Genomic DNA, 17,702 nt, shown 5'->3' on the forward strand with positions numbered 1-17,702 from the left:
TGAAATAGCCGTCTGTTACATTTGTTGAAATGAGCAGTACTAAAATTAAATTAAGCGTTTTAGATCAGTCGCCGGTGCGCAAAGGTGTTACCGCGCGCAGGGCAATTGAAGAAACTACCTTGCTGGCACAAGAAACCGAACGGTTAGGCTACCATCGTTTCTGGGTTTCTGAGCACCACAATACCACAAGTTTAGCAGGATCTACACCCGAGATATTAATTGCCCATCTGGCAAACCATACCAAAACCTTGCGTATCGGTTCAGGAGGTATTATGCTTCCCAATCACAGTGCATTAAAAGTTGCAGAAAGTTTCCGTTTACTTGAGGTGATGCATCCAAACCGCATCGATCTGGGAATGGGCAGAGCTCCGGGCACCGATCGCATTACCGCTTCGATGTTAAACCCATCTAACAACTGGAGCGAGCAGGATTTTATGGAGCAATTACGAGAATTGCAGCATTACCTGCACGATACTTCGGATGGGGGCATCCAGGCGAAGATAAAAGCGATTCCCATCTCGGAAACTGTACCTACACAGTGGCTTTTGAGCAGCAGCGGACAAAGCGCTGTATTTGCTGCCCATTTTGGTCTGGGTTTTTCATTCGCTCATTTTATTAATCCGCATGGTGGACCACAGGCGGTTCAATATTATCGTGATCATTTTAAGCCATCGGTTGATTTGGCGAAGTCGGTTGATAATGTGGCATTTTTTGTTTTCTGCTCGGAAGATGAAGAAAAAGTGAGGCAGCAGGAAGCTTTAATGAGTTATCGCTTTCTACAACTGGAAAAAGGAGGAGGCTTAACTTCAACTGGCTGGGAAGATATTAAACATCTAACCTATACAGCTGCAGAGCAGGAACGGATAAATGCGAATAAACCCAGGATGATTTATGGCACGCCTGAGGTGATTAAGGCAAGGCTGAGTAAACTGGCCGCTGATTATGATGTAGATGAATTAATGGCTGTTACCATTACCGAACATTTCGAAGACCGGATTAAATCATATCAGTTACTGGCAGAAATGTTTTTGCAGTAAAATTTAAGGTGGTGTCAGATACTGCTATCTGACACTCCTGGAGCTTGTTGGATAATTTACTACAGATCGTTATAGTTAACGATTTTAACATCTGGGTTTTTAGCTAAAATTTCTTCCATCCACTTGCGGTGCGAAGCACCAACCCCAACTACAACACGCCTGGCTTTTTTTGCCCTGGCCTGTTCGATGATGTTTTTACACATGCCTTCATTTCTTAAGGTCCATTGGGCAATCATGGCTTTAACGCTTTCTGTTGGGAAACCTGCGTATCCATAAAAATGTGGGCCACCATAAAAGTTCCAGGCTTCGTCCAGTACGCCATATTTTACCGTATTCATTCCGGCATAGGCATCTGCGTTAAAAGCCTTTTCTTCTTCAGGTGTATAGCTCGAATAAGTTTCTATAGCTTTCAGGGTTGCCGCTTCAGCCGAACTACTATCAGCTTTAGCTTTTTTAATCAATATTTGGGTTAGTGAATCTGTTTCTGCCCAGGCGATGCTCCAGGGTTTATCATAAGTTTGGCAGTCCATGTTATAAATCTGCTCTTGCTTTAACTGATAAATCAGCGGAAAATAGATTTTAACATATTCGCTGCCAGCACGGTAAAAACCAAACTTCTTCAGCGAGTCGGTACCTCCAAATATTTTATTGTAGGCAGCCTGTTCTTCTTTACCAAAACTGCTTTTCATGTAGTTTTCGAGTACAAAAATCTGGTAATCTGCATTGCCACGATCCCAGTTTTTGGCATAGTTAACGGCCAGGTTCATGCGTGTTTGGTGGTAATAGGGGAATGATGCCAGGGCTTTTTTATCTTTTTTAATCTGTGCCGATAAATTTTTAACGCTTTCGGGATTGCGTTTCTCGATATAATTATGCCCTTTGTCGAATACTTTTCTTGCCCAGTTATCGGCTTCAAGCTTAGCGAAATCGCTTTGGGGCAAATACTCGCCAAAAACCATGTCTGGTTTAAAGTTCTTCAGTTTATCAACAATGAGCTGAAAATTTTGGGTTGATTTAGAATTGTCGTGCGCCGAACCTACAATTACAATTTCGATCTGGTTTTGGGCATTTGATTTAACTGAAATTCCAATTAAAAGCAATAATGCCAGGCTAAAGTTGGTTATCGTTTTCATTTTGAACCGGGTTTGTTTTTGTTGGTTCAAAGATGCTTAGGGCACTTTAGCTCTGCTATTTAATTATCCCAAAGGCTCATAATATTATCCCAACATAAGAATTTGTCGTGTGAGCACAATTTGCAGTCCATGTAGCCGTAATCGTCATTGCCAGCTTGACTGGCAATCTTAACTTATTTAGTTCCCATTAGTTTTTGATTAAAACCGACAATGAGTTTAAACAAATCGTTGTATTCGGTAAGCGGTAGATTTTCGGCTACATCAAACACATCGTGATAGGCTGCCGGTCCTCCCTGTGTGTAGATAAAAAATGCCGGTACACCACTTTCGGTAAAAAAATAGTGATCGCTGTTAGCAGCCTTTCCGCGAGGATTAATTTTATTGATGTAGTGGTGTTCATCATTGATTTGATTCAGATTGGTGAAAGCCTTCGGGTAAACGCTGGCATTTACCACCGTCATTCCCTTTTCCCCGGTACCTACCAGGTCTAAATTAATCAGGAATTTGATTTTAGCTAAGGGCACCAGTGGGTTTTCTACAAAATAGCGCGAACCCAGTAGTCCGGCTTCTTCGGCAGCGAAGCAAATAAAGCCAATGCTGTAAGGCTGCGGGTTTGCAGCGTAATATTTAGCCAGACTTAGCAGTGTGGCCACACCTGCAGCATTGTCGTTTGCCCCCGGGAAATAGGTATCAGCGCCCATGCCTCCCAAATGATCGTAATGTGCTGTTATCATTAAAATTGAATCGGGATATTGGGTCCCTTTTACCAAACCACAGACGTTTGCTGCAGCAAAATTTTCGATGAACTGGTTGTCAATATCAACATTGATTTCTTTGGGGGTAGTGCTAATACTTTTTTTGTTCAGCTGCACAGTTGTTTTGGGAGCCACTTCTGTTGCTACTGACCAGGTGAGTTTATCTTTTATTATCAGTTGAAGACTTGGACCAGCCTGATAGGTAACACTATCTGTCTTTTGCAGCATGGCCCGTTGCTTCAGGCCTATACTTTCGTTGTTGATGATAAAATCTTTGCCTGGAATCAGTTTTTTGCCATTAATTTCAATCAACATCTTACCAGGAAATGTATTTACGGGGAAACTAAAATCTTGTTGAAAACCAGTGCCCATGGGTAACAGGCCAATTTTTTTGTAGGAATCTGCCAGGTAAGTAGCAGCTTTTTTCATCCCGTCTTTGGTATAACCTCTGCCCCAAAATTGCTTCGAGGTAAGCGTATTAATTACACTGCGGGTATAAGTCGAATCTTGTGCGAAACCTTTAAAAGCAAAGCATAAAAAGAGGAGAAAGCAGAGTTTTTTCATGCCTGAATTTAGTAAAATAAAACAATTCATCAGGTGGATTAAAAATCCACGGTTCACTTATTCTGGATTACAAATCCAGAACAACATTAAACAAAAAATGGCTGATAGTTAACAGACCCTTGCTATTAACCATCAACCATTACACTATAAACAATCTGTTCTACTTGCTTAAGTAAGGTTGTAAAGCTGTTTTTACCTTTTCTTTATTTTGAGCTGCGGTCCACTTTTCTTTAACCGATTGATCTCCCAAACTGAAAAGTGTTTCGTACAATAATTTGCCATTGGCCATGGTTTTCACTTTCAGGGTATCGCCAGATCCGATAACATCAGCCCAAACGTTACGTACATCGGCCCAGTAATTTTGCTGGCTTGTCCACCATTTTTGTGCGTAGGCAAAAGTTTTGGGATCTATTTTGGTAAATTCTTCATAACCTTTTTCAACCGCCAGCAATTTATCGCCTTGTGGTGTGCGCACTACTTTTTTATTGTCTTGCTCAAACATCCAGCCTTCCTTGGTTAAGGTAATCCGGCTGCCACGTGTTAACACATTATAATCTTTACGTACAGTCGATTCTCTTCTTGGCAATGGTGAATCCGTTTCGCTTGACCAAGCATCATGGCCACCCACATGGCTCCAGGTTCCAAAACCCTGGTAACGCGGGCTATCATCTACCTGATAAACCTTTTGTGTCCATTTACCTTTTACATCGGCTGCCGTGAAACTGCCTTTTTTCCAGGCATTATCTTGTGTGTAAAGCATAATGTTCGGGTCTTCGTAAGTCCAGTCCTGGCGCCAGTGTTTAATCACTGTAGTATCATCAATGGCCAGCATGTGCTGAATAACAATTCTTTTAGGCTCATCTACAATAATTTCTGCCCACTCTTTTCCGTGGCTGCGGTAAGGCTTGCTGAACTGGTAGTTTGGATCAGGCGCCGTTACTTCCCCATAATTAAAATTCACTTTATAAAAGCCGGCCAGTGATTTGATTGCTTTTCTATCTTTTTCCAGTTTATCTTCCGGAGCATCAACTTTTGTTTGTGCATTGGCGTTAAGGGTAATCATACCGCTAAGCACCAAAATCAGGTTTAAAAATTTCATGTTATAATAAATTAGAGGTGTGCTTGTTTTTCCGCAACTGCGGGATTTTTCTTCTTTTTCTTTTTGCCCCACCAGATAATAAATCCGGTTATGGGCAGGCTGGCTGCAATAAGACTGGCAAAAAAAGCCATAATTTTTCCGGGGAGGCCTAAAATAGCGCCCACGTGCATGTCGTAATTCATTCCAATTAGTGCTTCGCCTGCATTTTTTTCGGATTGGTTTTTACGGGCAAGCAATTTACCAGTGTACTGATCAAACAGCAGTAGATCAAAATTCCAGTAAGTTTCCGATCCCCTGTACCCAGTTGCATATATGGGAGTTGTTCCACCTTCGGCAGGTGACATGCCAATGCGATCGGCAGATTTGAAAGTTTTTTTAGCGGTTTCAAAAGCTATGTCAAAAGGTATGGCGGTAATGGTTTTAGTTGAATCTGATTTGGCTTCGGGTTGTTTAGGCGGTGTAGTGCTTCTAGCAGCCGCCACATATACGGTTGATTGGAACCATTGGAAAGCCCAAACCAAACCGGTTAAGGCCAGCATCAGGCAAATAATCATCACATAAAAGCCCAGTACATTGTGCATATCGTAATTAACCCGTTTAAATTTAGCCTTCCACTTAATCTTAAAACTCTTGTCGAAATTTGATTTTTTAAGATTTTTGGGCCACCACATAATCATCCCGGAGATTAAGAGAAAGACAAAAATGATGGTAGACCAGCCTATAATCTGCTGCCCGATGGGGTGGTTAATGAGAAAGCTCCAGTGAAGCATTTTAATGATGCCAAAGAACTCATATTTGTGATCGGCAACCAAAGTAACCTTGCCCGTATAAGGGTTAATGAGTACCAGATCATAGTAGTCTATCGAATCGAAATACCAGAAAGCATCTGGATTTCCTGCTTTGTAGGTGCCAAATTCCCAGGCCCTGTCGGGTTCGGTATAGCTGGATAGGAAAGTGATTTTTTTCTTGCCACCCAGTGCTTTTTCAGCAGTTGCAGTTAAAGTACTTAAAGCAATGGTTTTTCGGTTGGCCGGTACTTCAACAAAAACCTCTTTCCGGTGAATGAACTCCGAAATTTCTTTTTGAAAGGCGAAAATACAGCCGGTAATACCCAGGTGAAAAACTACCAGGCCAGAGGCAATTCCCAACCATAGGTGCAGCCAATCACTAATTCGTCTGAGCCGCGATTTTTTCGTTTTTTTCTGTATCGGTTTTGTTAGCGCCATTAAGCTTTATTTATAAAAGAACCAATTGGGTTTAAAGCCAATTGGTTCTTACTTTTTGATATCGGGCTTTAGTTGGCCTGAGTAGTATAAGTTACCAGGTGCCAGATTTTATCGTAATCTTTTCCGTTTAATTTTCCAGGGGTTTTGTCTTCTGTAAAAGCCTCCAGAAAATAGTTTCCTTTAGTGTTAGGGTTAAAAGTGAATTTACCAGCAGCATCAGTCTCTGTTTGCTGCCCTTTTTTATCCGGACCAACAACGGTTAATTTCTGGTTTGCAAAAGGTGCTTTGTTATAAATTACCTGGTGTATAGCTTTTTCTCCGGCTTTTAAAGCGTGCTTATCCGGCCTGATGGTTAAAGCCGCTTCAGCAGGGAAGCTGGTGTTTATTTTCAGGGTACTTACGGCTACATCGGCAAAAGCATAATATTCGATTTTTGCTTTTTCGTAAACAGTTGCTACCTCATGCACCACAGAAAGTTTGTAGGTGCCATCCTGATCGGGCGTAAAGCTGGTTTTGTAAAAAAGTACATCAGGCGACGCGGTTAAAACCTGCGTTTTGCCATTTGGCGCCGTTAAAACGAGTTTAAAATCTTTAAGGTTGCTGAACCATTTGGCCGCCGAATCGGGCTCACCGCTTTCATATTCGCCAAAGAAAATTTTTACTTCCTGTGTCTGGCCTTTTTTGCCAGTGGCAGCGGTTTCTATCCATAATGCATGTGCAAAAGCCCCCGAGATACTAAAGGCCATAAAGAAAAATAATAATGCAATTTTAGTTTTCATGTTTTCGGTTTTTAAATCAGGAGAAACTGATCTGATCCAATTTCTCCTGATGAGGATTAAAATTTATAAGTAATACTGCCGGCGTAAGTTCTTAAGCGTTGAGGATTTTGAGTGGTGTAGCCAATCCAGTACTTTTCATCAGTTAGGTTGTCAACCTTTGCAGAAAATCTGATTCTTTTAAGGTCATAGAATGCTGAGGCATTTAAAACAGTATACGACGGCAAGGTGTAAACACCCATGCTTACACTGTTTACAATTTTGTTAGCACTGGCGTAATTACCGCCAAATCCGAACCCAAGGCCATTTAAAGCGTTTCCGCTAAAACGATAGCTGATAAAGAAATTAGCCAGGTAAGGCGACATGGCAGTAGCTGGTCTTCTGTTAATTACATCTGCATCAGCTTCAGTATATTTCGAATCGTTATAAGCGAAACCTGCGTTAATATTTAAGCCATTAACCGGGTTGGCCATAAGGTCGACTTCAATACCTTTGCTAAGCTGAGTTCCGTCTTGTATTTGTGCGTTTGCCGGATCGTTAGGATCGGCCCTCAACACATTTTCTACTTTAATGTTGTAGTAACTAATGGTAGAAGATAATTTACCATTAAAAGCATCTAACTTAACACCACCTTCAATTTGGTTGGCACGTTCCAGTTTGGCAATAGCCGTGGTAAGTGAGCCATTAACCAGTGCACGGTAAGCGCCTTTATTGGTAAAGCTGTTTTGGTAATTGGCAAAAATAGAAACCTGATCTTTGATGGGTTGATAAACCAAACCGAATTTTGGAGAGAATCCTTTCTGTGCATAAGGCTCAACAGGGCTGTATTCAAGACCGCCTTTATTGTCGAAATAATCGTAACGTAACGCCGCCAAAGCCATTAATTTATCGGTAATATTCAATACATCCGAAATGTAGGCACCATAAATATTGGTTTTAACATTTACGATATATGGAGGTGCCATATTTTGCTGAATATAGCGTTGTGCTACCGTACTGCCATTAAACTGGCTGTAATCAAATCCGGCAACATTTAGCGGTACGATATCAAACTGGTCAATACCATTGAAATTGATAGTTGGGCTTTTTCTGAAGAAATCGAATCCAACAACTGTTCTGTTGCGCAGGCTGCCGATGTTAAAATCTGCATTGAAGTTTTGCTGTACGCCATATAACTGGCTTTTTGAGCGCTCTGTAGACTGATCGGCCCTTACCAGGTAATTGCTTTTGCCTGCATCAGCTGCATTCCCGGTAACTACATTATCTGGCAATAAGTAGAAATACGGTCCATAACCGTTAGAAAAACTGTGGCTACTGGTAAAAATCGTACTTGATGTAAAATGATCTGAAAATTTATAATCTGCCTGAGCAAAAAAGTTAGTACTTCTCGAAGTATTTAATAATCCATCGCCGCGGTAAGGTTGGTTATAATCCAGTTTGGTTTCAGCAGGAGATGTAGCACCCAAAGCTGAAGTAGGATAATAAAAGAAGAATGCCTGTTTACCGGTACCTTGTGTATTAAAGATTTCGGCATCTAATGATAGCGTTAACTTTTTGGTGATTTTAAATAGCAAGCTTGGCGCTATCGCAAAGCTTTTATCGTAGCCTGCACCTTGAAAATCGTTGATGTAATTATAGGCAGCGTTTATCCTGAATGCGATGTTGCTATCAAGTGGTTTGTTAAAGTCGACGCTTACACGGCTAAAATCCGAACTACCCATACCCACGCTTACTTCGCCCGCAGTGGTAAAAAATGGTTTTTTAGTTACGCGGTTAATCGCGCCTCCATAAGATGTTAAAGCGCTGCCAAATAAAGTGCCTGATGGGCCTTTTAACACTTCCAGTTTTTCGAGGTTGACAGCATCAATACCACCTGTAACCAAACCGGCAACACCATTTCTTAAAGCCGATTGGGCAGTGAATCCACGTACACTGTAATAGCTACCTCCGTCTCCACCACGACCGGTAGGTTCCCACATTTTTTGTAATCCGGGGATATTTCTGGTGCCATCATCAACCGAGAAAACCATTTGGTCGGCTAATATGGCTTTATCTACTGTATTGTAAACCTGTGGGTTTTCTAAATTGTTAAGTGGCATTTTCGATACATACTCACTTTTTTTAGTAACATAACGGTTGGTGCGGCCATGGTTAATATTGATTTCGTTCAACTGGTTAGCGTTCTGGCTAATTACAAAGTCAACCACTTTGCTTTCGCCGGCAGCTACGGTAATGGTTTTTTCGAGATTTTGCATTCCCACAGCCGAAACCCTAATGTTATAAGTACCTGGCTTAACCCTGGCAATTTCATATAAACCTTTATCGTTGGTTACGTTACCCAGTCCTTTACCTTTTAGACCTACAGAAATGTAAGCAGCGGGCTTCCCATCAGCTGTGGAAACGGTACCTTTTATGGTTGCGAATTGTTGTGCAAAAGTAATGGTATTGATTAGGAGCATCACTGCGGTTAATACGAGTAGTCTGGTTTTATTCATTTTATTGTTTTAAAGAATGATGTGCAATGCATTTTTAAGGGAAAGCATGCGTATTAGTCTTTTTTAAAATTTATTTGGATTAATTCTAAAGAGACGCAAAATAACGGTAGAAAATTGGATAATCCAAATTATTTTGAACAATTCTAAATAAGAAAGTGTTAAATTTTGTGGGAGCTGCTTTTTTTAATTTTAGCATTAATTAATTGCCTGAATAAGCATAAATCGTGCTATTGGGATTTAAAGCCAGGTGTCAAAACAGCATAAAAACAAAAAACGCCTCGTGTAAAACACAAGACGTTTAATTATTAGCAGAGAAATTAAGCTTACTTGATTAGTATAACCTGTAAACTTAAAGGTCTTTCCGTATCGTTTGCCGGTGTTACCAGTCCACCGCAAATAACATCGTAATGATAGCCCGCTACAAAGGTGGAACTGGCCGAGGTAGTCTTAACAGTACCTGTAGATGTTTCTTTGGCATCAAGGGTATAAGTTCCTGCATCTACAGTGGTAAAACCACTTGCCGTTTTATAAGCCTTATTGATAGCCAGAGATGTGGTAGCACTGGTTTTTGCCAAATCTAAAGCGGGTGCATCAGGCGATAGATTGATGAAACGTACATAAGCCTTATCGGTAGCGGTGATGCTCAAATCATCAGAAAGGGTGTAAGTATCTAGCGCTGCAGGCTTATTAATCAGGTAAGTAGAATAATAGGAGTTTACGCCCAGGGTTACAGTTTTGGTGAGCAGGCTTTCGACACTGCTGGCGGTTGTAAATTTTAAACTATAAGATCCAGGTGTGTAAGAGCTGTAAGAAGCCGAACCACCAAAGGGTAGTGCTGCCGAATTAACCATAGTACCATTAAAATAGGCATTATAGGTAGCCAAAGAAGGCGAGGCATTTACCACCCTTAAGTAAGAAATCGTTGTATCTGTCTCCTCCTTTTTGCAGGAAGTTAGCACGGTTAGCACAGCGAAAATAAACAAGGGGAAAAACTTGAGATTAAATGGAGTAAAATTCTTCATCTTTTTTGAAATTGGATTTAAATATTAAAGGGTAACCATAAAACGTTAGCCGAAAAGCTTTCGCTACAGGCCTACAAATATTGCTTTTAAAGCCTATTGGAGGATGTTAAATGATGTTAAGCAGATGTTAAAGTTTGCCAGATATTTTTAACAATGTTAATATTGGCAGGCCCGATTTAATCCGATCTGTTTAACAATTGCTTTTTAGTTTTAAATGAATGTGTGCCTTGAGGTAGAATTAAGTCAGATTAGTTTAAAAAAATTAAACTCCAGGCATAAAAAAATGAGGATAATATTGTGTAACTCGATTTTTATTTAAACCTTTGCACCTCAATAGAGTTAAAGCCGTTTTAATACGCAGAAAATGATTAAACAATTTTTACATAAACTTTCTGTTTTCACAGCCCATTTGGTTGCTGGTGAAAGTTTGTTTATTAATCGTTTTCAACCCGTATTTTATTACCCCACAAGCCGGCAAAATTTTACTCCACGTATTTAGTACTCAACTAAACGTAACGAGGAATTGATCCTCTCTAAAAACCCAATTAACAAGAATACTAATAATTTTTCGTTAGAAAACGAATGGATATTAACGAATTTATAGTGCAGGTTGCACTTCCTGAACATCGTGTATTTGCAGAAGAAATTGTAACCGAGATGGCCGAATCTGCGAAAGCACGTGGTACAGGTATCGCAAAGCGTTCGCCAGAATACATCTCTAACAAGATGCAAGAGGGCAAATCGGTTATTGCTTTCCACAAAGATGGTTCATGGGCAGGATTTTGCTACATCGAAACCTGGAGTCACGGACAATTTGTGGCCAACAGTGGTTTGGTAGTAAGTCCAAAATACCGTAAAGCCGGATTGGCCAAAGCCATTAAAAATGAAATTTTCGGCTTATCGAGAAGGTTGTACCCCAAAGCAAAAATCTTTGGTTTAACAACTGGTTTGGCGGTAATGAAAATAAACTCAGATTTAGGCTACGAACCGGTAACCTACAGCGAACTTACCCAGGATGAAGAATTTTGGAAAGGCTGCCAGAGTTGCGTAAACTTCGAGATTTTAAAAATGAAGGAACGTAAAAACTGCATGTGCACTGCTATGCTTTACGATCCGGCTGAGAAAAAACACGAAGTTGCCAAGCAATTTGCCGAAGAACTGCAAAAGAAACCCAAATTATACGAGCGCTTTATGCGCATCAAACAACGTTTGGTTGTTAAACCAAAGCCGAAAACCGGCTTAAAAGCCCTTTTATTTTTATTTACCCTTTTATTTAAATAGCATGAAAAAAGTTGTTTTAGCATTTAGCGGAGGATTAGATACCTCATTTTGCTGTATTTACCTGGCAAAAGACCGTGGATTAGAAGTTCACTCGGTGATTGTAAATACTGGTGGTTTCTCAGATGAGGAATTACAGGAAATTGAGAAAAGAGCTTACGCTTTAGGGGTAAAATCGCATGCTGTGGTAGATGAAACAGAAGGTTACTATGACGATTGTATTAAATATCTGATTTTCGGCAACGTATTGAAAAATGCAACTTACCCACTTTCTGTTAGTGCAGAACGTGTAAGTCAGGCTACTGCAATTGCCAACTATGTAAAGAAAATTGGTGCTGATTATGTGGCACATGGAAGTACAGGTGCGGGTAATGATCAGGTGCGTTTCGATATGATTTTTAATATTCTGATTCCAGGTGTTGAAATCATTACGCCAATCAGGGATTTAAAATTATCACGTGAAGCGGAAATTGAGTATTTGGCGGGTCATGGTGTTGAATATAGTGCCGAAAAAGCAAGATACTCGATCAATAAAGGTTTATGGGGTACTTCAGTAGGTGGTAAAGAAACGTTAACCTCTCACGAAACTCTGCCGGAAAGCGCCTGGCCAACTCAGGTTTCTGAAACCGAATCGCGAAAAATTGAATTGACTTTCGAAAAGGGCGAGCTGGTAGCGCTTGATGGCGAAAAATTGGAGCCAGTAAAAGCAATCCAGAAATTACAGGCTATTGCGCAACCTTTCGGTATTGGCCGCGATATCCATGTGGGCGATACCATTATCGGTATTAAAGGCCGTGTCGGTTTCGAGGCTGCAGGCCCGGTAATTATTATCAAAGCGCACCATACTTTAGAAAAACATACCTTAACCAAATGGCAGTTAAGCTGGAAAGAACAATTATCTTCTTTCTATGGCAACTGGTTGCATGAAGGTCAGTTCCATGATCCGATCATGCGGAATATCGAAGCATTCTTAGCTGATACGCAGAAATTTGTGAGCGGTAAAGTTTTTGTTGAGCTATTGCCATATCGTTTCCAGATTATCGGTATTGAATCTAACCACGATTTAATGAGCAACAAATTTGGTAGCTATGGCGAAATGAACAATGCCTGGAGCGGTGAAGATGTAAAAGGTTTCTCTAAAATCTTCGGCAACCAGGTAATGATCTGGCATAAAGTAAATAGTGAGGCTGAAGGCTAAAAGCCTAAGGTCTTGATACCCGATGCTTAATACTTGATACTCAAAATGAACGAAATCCTGTCAAAAGAACATTGCTTAAACCACTACAAATGGGGCGACAACTGTGATGGATGGAATTTTGTAAATAGCCCGGAGGCATCGGTTAAGCAAGAGCTGATGCCTGCAAACACTGCCGAGAAGTTGCATTTTCATACTTATGCAAAGCAATTTTTCTTCATATTGAAAGGCCAGGCGACATTTTTAATTGAAGGCGAATCATTTATTGTTGATGTCGGCAAAGGTTTGCAAATTAAAGCAGGCGACAAACATAAAATCTTAAACAACGGGACTGGTGACCTGGAATTTATACTTTTTTCCTATCCATCAACCCTAAATGACAGAACTGATTGTGAGTAATATAGAAATCAAACGAATCGGATTAACAGAAGGCCATCTGGTAGCTGGCCTGTTTAACCAATATCGTATTTTCTATAATCAGTTTTCGGATATCGGGATGGCCAAAGCTTTTATTGATGAACGTTTGCAGCAAAACGAATCGGTAGTTTTTTTAGCCATTGATGCCGACAATCAACAAGCAATAGGTTTTACGCAGCTATATCCAAAATATTCATCGGTAAGATTAAGTAAAAACTGGATCCTAAACGATCTGTATGTTGATGCCGATTACCGAAAACAAGGTATAGGTGAAAAGTTGATTAAAACCGCCATGGAGTTTGCCAAAACTACAGGAGCTACATTTGTACAACTGGAAACAGCCGTAGATAATTACACCGCACAGCATTTGTACGAAAGTATAGGTTTTGTGAAACAGGCAAACGACGAAGATTTTTTTCTTTATAAAATAGTACTAAACTCATAGCGATGAATAAAATTAAAGCAGGGATAATTGGTGGGGCAGGTTATACTGGCGGCGAAATGCTGCGCATTTTAGTTAACCACCCAAATGTTGAAATTGCTTTTGTAAACAGCACCAGTAATGCTGGAAACCTTATTTCTGATGTGCATACCGATTTAATTGGCGATACCGATTTACGCTTTGTAAACGATATTTCTCAGGATATTGATGTGCTTTTTCTTTGTGTTGGCCACGGCGATGCAAAGAAGTTTTTAGCTGCTAATTCCATTAACGATAACATCAGGATTATTGATTTATCGCAGGACTTCAGACTGGCTCAAAATGCACAGCTTTTAAACCGTAAATTCGTTTACGGACTTCCGGAATTGAACCGCGATAAAATTAAATCAGCAAGCAATATTGCCAATCCAGGCTGTTTCGCAACTTGTATTCAGCTGGGATTATTGCCTTTAGCTGCTAAAGGTCTAATTAAGCAAGAGGTGCATATTAATGCTACTACAGGTTCGACAGGGGCAGGACAGAGCTTAGCTACGACCTCACATTTTAGCTGGAGAAACAACAACCTTTCTATTTATAAGGCTTTTGAACACCAGCACCTGAATGAGATCAGCGAAAGCTTGTTGCAGTTACAACCATCGCTTACTGACACCTTGAATTTCATCCCGCAACGTGGTGCTTTTACCCGTGGTATTTTGGCGGCAATGTACATGGAAAGCGATCTTACTTTGGAAGAGGCGCAAGCTATTTACGAAGATTATTACAGCGCACATCCTTTTACACATGTAAGCCGGAAAAACATTGATTTAAAGCAGGTGGTAAATACCAATAAAGCATTGGTACACATCGAGAAACATGGCAACAAACTGTTTGTTATCAGTATTATCGATAACCTGTTAAAAGGCGCCAGCGGTCAGGCTGTTCAGAACATGAACTTAATGTTTGGATTAGAGGAAACTGCAGGCTTGCGATTAAAAGCCGCTAATTTTTAATAACCATTCATGCTGAGGAAAGGAGCATCTGCAAACGATGAAACAGATTCTTCGTTCCTTGGAATGACAAAAACCTTAAAAAATGAACTTATTCGACGTTTACCCACTTAACGATATAGAAATTACTAAAGCAGCCGGCAGCAATGTTTGGGATGCTAACGGACAACAATACTTAGATTTATACGGCGGACATGCCGTAATTTCAATTGGTCATACCAATCCCCATTACCTAAGCCGTTTAACCGATCAGTTAAACAAGGTTGGTTTTTATTCAAATTCAGTTAAAATTCCTTTGCAGGTACAACTGGCCGAAAAGCTTGGCGAAGTATCGGGCAAAAAAGATTTCCAGTTATTTTTATGTAATTCTGGTGCCGAAGCAAACGAAAATGCACTTAAACTGGCTTCGTTTTACAATGGGAGAAAAAAGGTGATTGCTTTTACCGGTGCTTTTCACGGACGTACCTCTTTAGCAGTTGCAGTAACCGATAACCCCAAAATTGTAGCACCTGTTAACCAAACTGAAAATGTTATCTTTTTGCCACACAATAACGAAGTGGCTTTAGAAGAGACTTTTAAAGCACAGGGCAACGAAATTTGTGCGGTAATTATTGAAGGCATACAAGGCGTTGGTGGAATTAAAGAAGCTTCGAAAAGTTTCCTTCAAAAAATCCGTTCGTTATGCGATGAGTATAATGCCGTTTACATCGCCGATTCAGTACAATGTGGTTATGGCCGTACAGGTTTGTTTTACTCGCACGACTGGGCCGGAGTAGAAGCCGATGTTTACACCATGGCAAAAGGCATGGGCAACGGATTTCCAGTAGCTGGAATTGCTATTGCTCCTAAATTTAAACCTTGGCATGGCGAATTGGGTACAACCTTTGGCGGTAACCACCTGGCTTGCGCTGCAGCATTAGCCGTACTGGAAGTTATGGAGCAGGATAATCTGATGAAAAATGCCGAAGAGGTTGGAAACTATTTAATTACTGAATTAAAGAAATTTGAGCAGGTAAAAGAAGTTCGTGGCCGAGGTCTAATGATTGGTATTGAATTGCCTGAGGAGCTGGCGCATGTTAAAAAAGAATTATTATTTAAACATTTTATCTTCACCGGTGAGGCAAAACCAAATGTAATCCGTTTATTGCCAGCATTAAATTTAACTAAATCGCACGCTGATGAGTTTTTGAGTGCGTTTAAAAAATTAGTAAAATAGCTATTGTGTATCAGGCCGTTCGTCATGCTGATCCGATAACTATCGGATTTATTTCAGCACCTCTTGTTTAGGAGGCCCTGAAACAAGTTCAGGGTGAGGGATCGGGATAAATTAATTTAGATTAAAAAATGAAACTTTTCACTTCCGTACACGATGTTCCAAACATCAAGCAATTTGTAACTGATGCATTGGCATTGAAGGCTAACCCTTATGCACATCAGGATTTAGGTAAGAACAAAACTCTGGGTTTGGTTTTTATGAACCCAAGCTTACGTACCCGTTTAAGCACGCAAAAAGCCGCATTAAATTTAGGTATGAATGTAATGGTGATGAACCTGGATAAAGAAGGCTGGGCATTAGAAACCCAGGATGGTGTAGTGATGAATGGTTCTACTGTTGAGCACATTCGCGAAGCTGCCGCGGTTATGGGACAATATTGCGATATTTTGGGCTTGCGGTCATTTCCAAAACTAAACAACCGTGAGGAAGATTACAGTGAAGATTTTTTTAACAAGTTTGTAAAATACTGTGCAGTGCCGGTAGTGAGTTTGGAGAGTGCAACACGCCATCCCTTACAGAGTTTTGCCGATATCATAACCATTCACGAAACTTGGACCAAGAAACCTGATGGCACAAAACCTAAAGTAGTTTTGGCCTGGGCACCGCACGTAAAAGCTTTACCACAGGCCGTTCCAAATTCTTTTGCCGAGTGGATGTGCAAAGCACAGGAAGAGGGTATGATTGATTTCACAATTGCCCAGCCGGAAGGTTATGAGCTGGCTGAAGATTTTACGCCAGGTGCTAAAATTGAATATAATTTGGAAGAAGCCCTGGTTGGTGCCGATTATGTATATGTGAAAAACTGGAGCAGCTACAAAGAATATGGTAAGGTACTAACTTACCCTGATGGCTGGATGATGAATAACGAAAAGTTAAAAATCACCAACGATGCAAAGGTTATGCACTGCTTACCGGTTCGCCGCGATCTGGAATTATCTTCAGAGATTTTGGATGGTCCAAATTCATTGGTAATCCACGAAGCAGGAAACCGTTTATGGGCTGCACAAGCTGTAATTAAAGCGGTACTGGAAGAATTGAAATAATAATTTTGCCCAAATTTAACCACAGATAAAAAGGATGAATACAGATACTTTTTATAATTTAAATCTGTGTTTATCTGTGCACATCTGTGGTTAACTAATAAAATAGAAATGAACCAACTCACTATCATAAAAATTGGCGGAAACGTAATTGATAATTCTGAAAACCTGCACCGGTTTTTGTTGGATTTTACAGCTTTACCCGGCGATAAAATTCTGGTGCATGGCGGAGGCAAAATTGCAACCGAACTGGGTGAAAGCTTAGGTGTTGAAGCGAAAATGGTTGAAGGCCGCCGGATTACTGATATTGAAACTTTGCGGATTGTAACCATGGTTTATGCTGGTTTAATCAATAAAAATATGGTTGCCCAATTGCAAGCTAAAGGTAGCAATGCGATTGGTTTAACTGGTGCCGACGGAAATGTAATTCAGGCAAAAAAACGTCCGGTTAAAGAAATCGATTATGGTTTTGTTGGCGATCTGGATGAAAACTCGGTGTCAGCAACTACATTAGATAACTTATTGAAAGCGGGACTGGTACCGGTTTTATGTGCCATTACGCATGATGGTGAAACACAATTGCTAAATACCAATGCCGATACCATTGCCTCATCGGTAGCAGTGGCTATGGCAGGCTTATATGAAACCCGTTTGGTATATTGCTTTGAGAAAAAGGGCGTGCTGAAAGATGTAAATGACGATGGCTCTGTGGTGAGAGAAATTAAAGCAGGTGAATTTGAGGGTTTAAAAGCTGATGGGACGGTAGCAGGTGGAATGATTCCGAAATTGCATAATGCTTTCGAAGCCATTAAAAAAGGTGTTTCGGCTGTATATATTGGCAAGGCTGATGAGCTGACAGAGCTGGCTACCGGTACTTTTGGCACCAAAATGCTGGAATAAGGCAGAGGGGTTAAAGGTTGAGGGTGAGCAGGTGGAAGGTTAAAAGGTAGGAGGCGAAAGG

Annotated in this window: 16 protein-coding genes; 9 read left to right on the forward strand and 7 right to left on the reverse strand. The window is 40.5% G+C overall.

Annotation, left to right across the window (positions count from 1 at the left end; genetic code table 11):
• The first annotated feature begins 29 nt into the window (after positions 1-29).
• A complete protein-coding gene (locus BLR37_RS04455) occupies positions 30-1,037 on the forward strand; it encodes an LLM class flavin-dependent oxidoreductase (RefSeq protein ID WP_090765150.1) in 1,008 nt (335 codons plus the stop codon).
• A gap of 59 nt (positions 1,038-1,096) precedes the next feature.
• On the opposite strand, the gene BLR37_RS04460 is transcribed toward BLR37_RS04455, so the two are convergent.
• From BLR37_RS04460 to BLR37_RS04490, 7 genes are all read right to left on the reverse strand, one after another.
• Positions 1,097-2,170, reverse strand: a complete 1,074-nt coding sequence (locus BLR37_RS04460) for a DUF5694 domain-containing protein (RefSeq protein ID WP_090765153.1) — start codon at positions 2,168-2,170, stop codon at positions 1,097-1,099.
• Positions 2,171-2,343: 173 nt separating this feature from the next.
• Positions 2,344-3,489 (reverse strand): M28 family metallopeptidase, encoded by a 1,146-nt coding sequence (locus BLR37_RS04465; protein ID WP_090765156.1) that lies wholly within the window; start codon positions 3,487-3,489, stop codon positions 2,344-2,346.
• Positions 3,490-3,649: 160 nt separating this feature from the next.
• Positions 3,650-4,588, reverse strand: coding sequence for a DUF6607 family protein (locus tag BLR37_RS04470; protein ID WP_090765159.1), 939 nt, complete (start codon positions 4,586-4,588; stop codon positions 3,650-3,652).
• An 11-nt stretch (positions 4,589-4,599) separates the two neighbouring features.
• Entirely contained in the window at positions 4,600-5,814 is a 1,215-nt protein-coding gene (locus BLR37_RS04475) for a PepSY-associated TM helix domain-containing protein (RefSeq protein WP_090765161.1), read from the reverse strand.
• Between the two features lie 68 nt (positions 5,815-5,882).
• Positions 5,883-6,593: a DUF4198 domain-containing protein gene (locus tag BLR37_RS04480; RefSeq protein WP_090765163.1), complete on the reverse strand. Its 711-nt coding sequence runs from the start codon at positions 6,591-6,593 to the stop codon at positions 5,883-5,885.
• A 56-nt stretch (positions 6,594-6,649) separates the two neighbouring features.
• Positions 6,650-9,085 (reverse strand): TonB-dependent receptor, encoded by a 2,436-nt coding sequence (locus BLR37_RS04485; protein WP_208599598.1) that lies wholly within the window; start codon positions 9,083-9,085, stop codon positions 6,650-6,652.
• A 323-nt stretch (positions 9,086-9,408) separates the two neighbouring features.
• Positions 9,409-10,107, reverse strand: coding sequence for a DUF4397 domain-containing protein (locus BLR37_RS04490; protein ID WP_090765166.1), 699 nt, complete (start codon positions 10,105-10,107; stop codon positions 9,409-9,411).
• 582 nt (positions 10,108-10,689) lie between these two features.
• Here BLR37_RS04490 and BLR37_RS04495 point away from each other — a divergent pair.
• From BLR37_RS04495 to argB, 8 genes are all read left to right on the forward strand, one after another.
• Entirely contained in the window at positions 10,690-11,388 is a 699-nt protein-coding gene (locus BLR37_RS04495; RefSeq protein ID WP_039480975.1) for an N-acetyltransferase, read from the forward strand.
• 1 nt (position 11,389) lies between these two features.
• Positions 11,390-12,583, forward strand: coding sequence for an argininosuccinate synthase (argG, locus tag BLR37_RS04500; protein WP_090765169.1), 1,194 nt, complete (start codon positions 11,390-11,392; stop codon positions 12,581-12,583).
• Between the two features lie 45 nt (positions 12,584-12,628).
• On the forward strand, positions 12,629-12,979 hold the full coding sequence (locus BLR37_RS04505; protein ID WP_090765172.1) for a cupin domain-containing protein: 351 nt from the start codon (positions 12,629-12,631) through the stop codon (positions 12,977-12,979).
• The gene (locus BLR37_RS04510; protein WP_244154592.1) at positions 12,957-13,442 is read left to right on the forward strand and encodes a GNAT family N-acetyltransferase; all 486 of its coding nucleotides are present in this window, start codon (positions 12,957-12,959) and stop codon (positions 13,440-13,442) included. Before BLR37_RS04505 ends, BLR37_RS04510 begins: the two co-directional genes overlap by 23 nt.
• Positions 13,443-13,444: 2 nt before the next feature.
• Positions 13,445-14,428 (forward strand): N-acetyl-gamma-glutamyl-phosphate reductase, encoded by a 984-nt coding sequence (argC, locus tag BLR37_RS04515; protein WP_090765177.1) that lies wholly within the window; start codon positions 13,445-13,447, stop codon positions 14,426-14,428.
• Positions 14,429-14,510: 82 nt separating this feature from the next.
• Positions 14,511-15,641, forward strand: a complete 1,131-nt coding sequence (locus BLR37_RS04520) for an aspartate aminotransferase family protein (protein WP_090765179.1) — start codon at positions 14,511-14,513, stop codon at positions 15,639-15,641.
• Positions 15,642-15,769: 128 nt separating this feature from the next.
• Positions 15,770-16,744, forward strand: a complete 975-nt coding sequence (locus BLR37_RS04525; protein ID WP_090765182.1) for a Rossmann-fold NAD(P)-binding domain-containing protein — start codon at positions 15,770-15,772, stop codon at positions 16,742-16,744.
• 108 nt (positions 16,745-16,852) lie between these two features.
• Positions 16,853-17,641, forward strand: coding sequence for an acetylglutamate kinase (gene argB, locus BLR37_RS04530; RefSeq protein ID WP_208599599.1), 789 nt, complete (start codon positions 16,853-16,855; stop codon positions 17,639-17,641).
• Positions 17,642-17,702 lie beyond the last annotated feature (61 nt).

This window comes from Pedobacter soli, assembly GCF_900101435.1.
In the GTDB taxonomy this organism is placed as follows: domain Bacteria; phylum Bacteroidota; class Bacteroidia; order Sphingobacteriales; family Sphingobacteriaceae; genus Pedobacter; species Pedobacter soli.

What these genes read in the sequence shown, in the direction of transcription:
- BLR37_RS04455 (WP_090765150.1), top strand. Translation starts at nt 30, where the DNA reads ATGAGCAGTACTAAAATTAAATTAAGCGTTTTAGATCAGTCGCCGGTG.
- BLR37_RS04460 (WP_090765153.1), bottom strand. Translation starts at nt 2,170, where the DNA reads ATGAAAACGATAACCAACTTTAGCCTGGCATTATTGCTTTTAATTGGA.
- BLR37_RS04465 (WP_090765156.1), bottom strand. Translation starts at nt 3,489, where the DNA reads ATGAAAAAACTCTGCTTTCTCCTCTTTTTATGCTTTGCTTTTAAAGGT.
- BLR37_RS04470 (WP_090765159.1), bottom strand. Translation starts at nt 4,588, where the DNA reads ATGAAATTTTTAAACCTGATTTTGGTGCTTAGCGGTATGATTACCCTT.
- BLR37_RS04475 (WP_090765161.1), bottom strand. Translation starts at nt 5,814, where the DNA reads ATGGCGCTAACAAAACCGATACAGAAAAAAACGAAAAAATCGCGGCTC.
- BLR37_RS04480 (WP_090765163.1), bottom strand. Translation starts at nt 6,593, where the DNA reads ATGAAAACTAAAATTGCATTATTATTTTTCTTTATGGCCTTTAGTATC.
- BLR37_RS04485 (WP_208599598.1), bottom strand. Translation starts at nt 9,085, where the DNA reads ATGAATAAAACCAGACTACTCGTATTAACCGCAGTGATGCTCCTAATC.
- BLR37_RS04490 (WP_090765166.1), bottom strand. Translation starts at nt 10,107, where the DNA reads ATGAAGAATTTTACTCCATTTAATCTCAAGTTTTTCCCCTTGTTTATT.
- BLR37_RS04495 (WP_039480975.1), top strand. Translation starts at nt 10,690, where the DNA reads ATGGATATTAACGAATTTATAGTGCAGGTTGCACTTCCTGAACATCGT.
- argG (WP_090765169.1), top strand. Translation starts at nt 11,390, where the DNA reads ATGAAAAAAGTTGTTTTAGCATTTAGCGGAGGATTAGATACCTCATTT.
- BLR37_RS04505 (WP_090765172.1), top strand. Translation starts at nt 12,629, where the DNA reads ATGAACGAAATCCTGTCAAAAGAACATTGCTTAAACCACTACAAATGG.
- BLR37_RS04510 (WP_244154592.1), top strand. Translation starts at nt 12,957, where the DNA reads ATGACAGAACTGATTGTGAGTAATATAGAAATCAAACGAATCGGATTA.
- argC (WP_090765177.1), top strand. Translation starts at nt 13,445, where the DNA reads ATGAATAAAATTAAAGCAGGGATAATTGGTGGGGCAGGTTATACTGGC.
- BLR37_RS04520 (WP_090765179.1), top strand. Translation starts at nt 14,511, where the DNA reads ATGAACTTATTCGACGTTTACCCACTTAACGATATAGAAATTACTAAA.
- BLR37_RS04525 (WP_090765182.1), top strand. Translation starts at nt 15,770, where the DNA reads ATGAAACTTTTCACTTCCGTACACGATGTTCCAAACATCAAGCAATTT.
- argB (WP_208599599.1), top strand. Translation starts at nt 16,853, where the DNA reads ATGAACCAACTCACTATCATAAAAATTGGCGGAAACGTAATTGATAAT.